Genomic DNA, 4,263 nt, shown 5'->3' on the forward strand with positions numbered 1-4,263 from the left:
TGTTTTTGTACGTACAAAAACACTACTTGCATTACACAGAAAAACGGAAGGGGAAATCACCGTTCTTGGTGATATAACACCATCGCATCGTGCAAATCACTCACCCCACCATTTGTGGACTGTTGGACGGCTAAGACCTGTATCTCTAGCGCATTGAGATTTGTTCGTATTGTCGAGGTTATTTAGCCTCCATTCTCGAACAACACTAGCGTGCTCACTATTCCCTAGTGTCGCAACAGGGCGACCACTCCCCTCTCTCCAATCAGACTTACCCTTTATCTTTGTTACAATGTCCCGTGTAGCTCGAGCAATCTCAAGATGCACATCTTGCTTTCGATAGTTTCTCTTTGGGGCTGGTATTATCACTCCGATAAGCTTCTCAATCGTCTTCCGAGGAAACGTGCGATAATTCTCCTCGTAAGCCTTGAGAGCATCCTCTATATCCTCTTCCGTAAAGTGATTATCCTCTCCAGCTTTAATCTCCTCAAACCGCTCGAGGAAACTATAAGCATCTTCTCTTAACTCATCATAGGGAATACCGCACTTGATTGCGAAGCTAGATAGGCACATCAGAGCAAAGTATCTATGCCCCTCTTTGATTTTTCCGCTCCCCAATATACCAAGATACCAATCATAGAGGTCTCGCTTAACTATCCAGCCCTTATTCGTTTCCCCTCTGATGATGCGCTTCTCGTACCAATCTGGGTACAACCTTTTCGCCTCCTCAATGCCAACCTTGGAGGGGATATATTGAGCCTGCTCAATCTGCTCGACCTCCGCATCTGTCAATGGACTAGTCAAACGATGAAAACCTTTCAATTTTCTGTAATGGTCGTTGAGTTCTTTTATCGTGAACAGAGGGGCTTCTTCATCATAGAACGCTGTTACTCGAGTGCCGAATTTCGTCAGTGTCTCAGGCAGTCTAAACCCCTGAAATATGCCCTGTATTTGCAAATCCTCGTCATTATCAAGCACTGATGTAGACTTGTTCCAAACGATGCGAGTTATCCCCTCCTTGAGCTTCTGAAGGAGCATCACAGACTGCGGAAATAGCGCAACAGGTTTCTCGAACAGATAGTACACGTGCAAGCCATTTCCACTATTGACTATGATGTTTGGTCGAGGGGTATGTGTATCTTTGATGTTATAGATCAGCCACCTAATTTGCTTCTCGGCAACTCCGTCCAAATCAATAGCAAATCCAAAGGCATAACGAGCGTTAGTTCCTTTCCTGCTCCTGCCTATATAGGTCAATGGAGAGGATATGGCAAACCTATGCCCTCTAATCGCCTCGAGCTGGTCTCTAAACCCCCTGTTCAAGATGCGACACTTAGGACGATTAGGGTTAAGAAACATCACAATCCCATTGTAGTGATTGTCGTAGTAGTGTTCCTCTCCAGGCTCTTGGAAATGCAACACTCCCCTACGAGTAAAGACTACCTCGAGGAAACGTTCAAGGCTCAAAGAAGAATAACCCTCGTCTAAGAGAATGTTACTCTTTAGACTAAAGAGTTCAATCTTATCTGAGATAGAACTAGGAAATCTTTCTTTCTTCATAATTGAATTAAGACCTTTAAATAATTACCCCGAATAGGGATTATGGTAGGGTTTAGCTGCTCGGTCGCTACGCTCCCTCGCAGCACCATTAGGGGACGTTATATTATCAATATAATTGTTTTTACATATTTGGGCAAAAATAAAAGGTTCATTTGGAACCTCAAAATAGGTTTAGCTGCTCGGTCGCTACGCTCCCTCGAAACATTATTGCGGGACATTATATTATCAATAGACTTCGGATATCTTCACAGATAATTACACCGATTCAAGTCATTATTAATCAAATACTAAGAAAAATAGATAATCTTGTTTAAATCACAAGAAATCATTAGGATCAAAACATTTTGATCCTATATGTGTTATTAATCAAATAAAGTTTATCTAAAAACAACCATACTAAAAAATAAACAAAAAAAATGAAAAAAATCATCAGTTCTACCTTCCTAATTCTGGGCATATTAGCATTTGCGTCTTGTTCCAACCAGAGTAAAAAGGCAGTTTCAGCAGGAAGCGAACAAGAAGTATCAGTGGCAAAAGAAGCTTCTATAGTGAAGATATCCCTAGGAGAATCATCTCTTAAGTGGAAAGGATTTAAGCCTGGCGGGGAACACTTCGGATCGATCTCTCTTTCTGACGGAGAAATCAAACTTTCAGGAGACAATCTAGTGTCTGGATATGTAGCTGTACAAATGAACAGCATCGCAGTGGAAGACCTAGAAGGTGAAATGGCAGCTAAACTTAAGGGACACTTGGAAAGCGAAGACTTCTTCGACTCTAATAAATACCCCACAGCTAAGTTTGAGTTAACAAACCTCCCAGAAGGAGGTCTTAATCTATCTAAGATCACAGAGCTCACTGGAAACCTAACTCTTAAGGACGTAACAAAGAACATTACTATACCCATAGAAACAATCGAATCAGAATCAAATACAGCATCTTACAAAATTACTAGTAAGACCTTCACAATTAATCGAGCTGATTGGAATGTGCGATACGGTTCTAAGTCTTTCTTTGACAACCTAGCAGATAATTTCATAGAAGACAACATAGAACTTCAGTTTGTTATCTTAGCTAAGAAATAGCACAATCTCATAGATTTTTCTTATGTCTAATCCCTAGGATTTACATNAATCATGGTTGGCTAAAGAGCTTCCATACTTTCAGCTTTGCTGACTACCACAATCCAGAACGCGTAAACTTTGGGGTCTTAAGAGTAATCAATGAAGACCGGGTACAAGGAAGTAAAGGATTCGGTACTCACCCACACAGAGACATGGAAATAATTTCTATTCCTTTATCTGGATCTCTAGAGCACAAGGATAGCATGGGTAATGGTAGTGTTATCAAACGTGGAGAGGTCCAGGTGATGTCAGCAGGAACAGGGGTGACACATAGCGAATTCAATGCTTCAGATAACGAAATAGTTCACTTCCTTCAGATTTGGGTGTTTTCTAGAGAAAAGGGGGTTAAACCTCGCTACCAACAAGAGCCCATCGCTCAGTTCCTCAAGGAGAACGAATTTCAACAAATCTTATCTCCTAACCAAGATGATCAGGGGGTTTGGATTCACCAAGATGCATGGTTTAGTTGGGCTGAATTTTCTGAGGACACTAAGAGTTCGTACACCATCAAGAGAAAAGATAATGGAGCCTATTTCTTCGTTATCAGCGGTAGTGTAGAGATAGCTGGCCAAAAACTTAACCCTAGTGACGGATTTGGTGTATGGGAAACTGACGAGGTTTCTGTAAACGCCTCAAAGGATGCAGTTGTTCTTGTAATGGACGTCCCAATGGAATTACCTGAGTATTTATTTAAAAGATAATAGAATGAAAGTGTTAGCATTTGCGGGAACAAACTCTCGAAACTCAATCAACAAGGCTCTACTAGAATACGCACTAAGCCTTACAGAAGGAATCGATATAGAATGGGTAGATCTTAATGACTACGAGATGCCTATATACTCTATCGAACGTAATGAAGAGGGAGTACCTGCTCCAGCACAACTATTCAAGAAGAAGCTAAACGAAGCTGATGCTATCGCTTGTTCTCTAGCGGAGCACAATGGAGCATTTAGCACTGCTTTCAAGAACTTGTACGACTGGACATCTCGCATTGACATGAATGTATTCGGTAACAAGCCTATGCTGCTCATGAGCACATCTCCAGGTCAGAGAGGTGGAGCTTCTGTATTTGAGTTAGCATGTAATACATTTCCATGGTTCGGTGCGAACATCGTTGCCAAATTCTCCCTCCCGAGCTTTGGAGAAAAATTCGATATAGCACATGGGAAGATTACAGACCAAGAAGCGGATAAGCAACTTCGTGAACAGGTTGCTCTTTGGAGGAAGTTTTTATAATCCAATAAACCTATATTGAGTCAAAAAAGGCCGCAGGAAATGGTGCTCCTGTGGCCTTTTTTGATTTCAAGCATATAGAGATACATCTTGATACTTTCCCCTCTTGTTTCACCAACTCACCATCGGACGTTGGTACATTTGTACACTTGTACATATGTACATTTGCATAAGATGTAAATTTCATCCCGTTTGGAGCAATTTCTTGTGCTGAATGGAAGTATTTATATTCTGAGCATAGCGATGTATATCGATGTTTTTGTACGTACAAAAACACTACTTGCATTACACAGAAAAACGGAAGGGGAAATCACCGTTCTTGGTGATATAACACCATCGCATCGTGCAAATC

The 4,263-nt window shown here is 41.2% G+C and carries 4 protein-coding genes; 3 read left to right on the plus strand and 1 reads right to left on the minus strand.

Features of this window, described 5'->3' with window-relative positions; genetic code table 11:
- Positions 1–96: 96 nt before the first annotated feature.
- Positions 97–1,557 (minus strand): hypothetical protein, encoded by a 1,461-nt coding sequence (locus tag HQ48_RS06845; protein ID WP_044188873.1) that lies wholly within the window; start codon positions 1,555–1,557, stop codon positions 97–99.
- Positions 1,558–1,973: 416 nt separating this feature from the next.
- Between HQ48_RS06845 and HQ48_RS06850 the strand changes: the two genes are divergently transcribed.
- From HQ48_RS06850 to HQ48_RS06860, 3 genes are all read left to right on the plus strand, one after another.
- Positions 1,974–2,639: a YceI family protein gene (locus tag HQ48_RS06850; RefSeq protein WP_044232693.1), complete on the plus strand. Its 666-nt coding sequence runs from the start codon at positions 1,974–1,976 to the stop codon at positions 2,637–2,639.
- A 44-nt stretch (positions 2,640–2,683) separates the two neighbouring features.
- Positions 2,684–3,379, plus strand: a complete 696-nt coding sequence (locus HQ48_RS06855; RefSeq protein WP_369794304.1) for a pirin family protein — start codon at positions 2,684–2,686, stop codon at positions 3,377–3,379.
- A 4-nt stretch (positions 3,380–3,383) separates the two neighbouring features.
- Entirely contained in the window at positions 3,384–3,914 is a 531-nt protein-coding gene (locus HQ48_RS06860; protein ID WP_044188870.1) for an NADPH-dependent FMN reductase, read from the plus strand.
- Positions 3,915–4,263: the final 349 nt, after the last annotated feature.

It is taken from the genome of Porphyromonas sp. COT-290 OH3588, from assembly GCF_000769075.1.
Classification (GTDB): domain Bacteria; phylum Bacteroidota; class Bacteroidia; order Bacteroidales; family Porphyromonadaceae; genus Porphyromonas.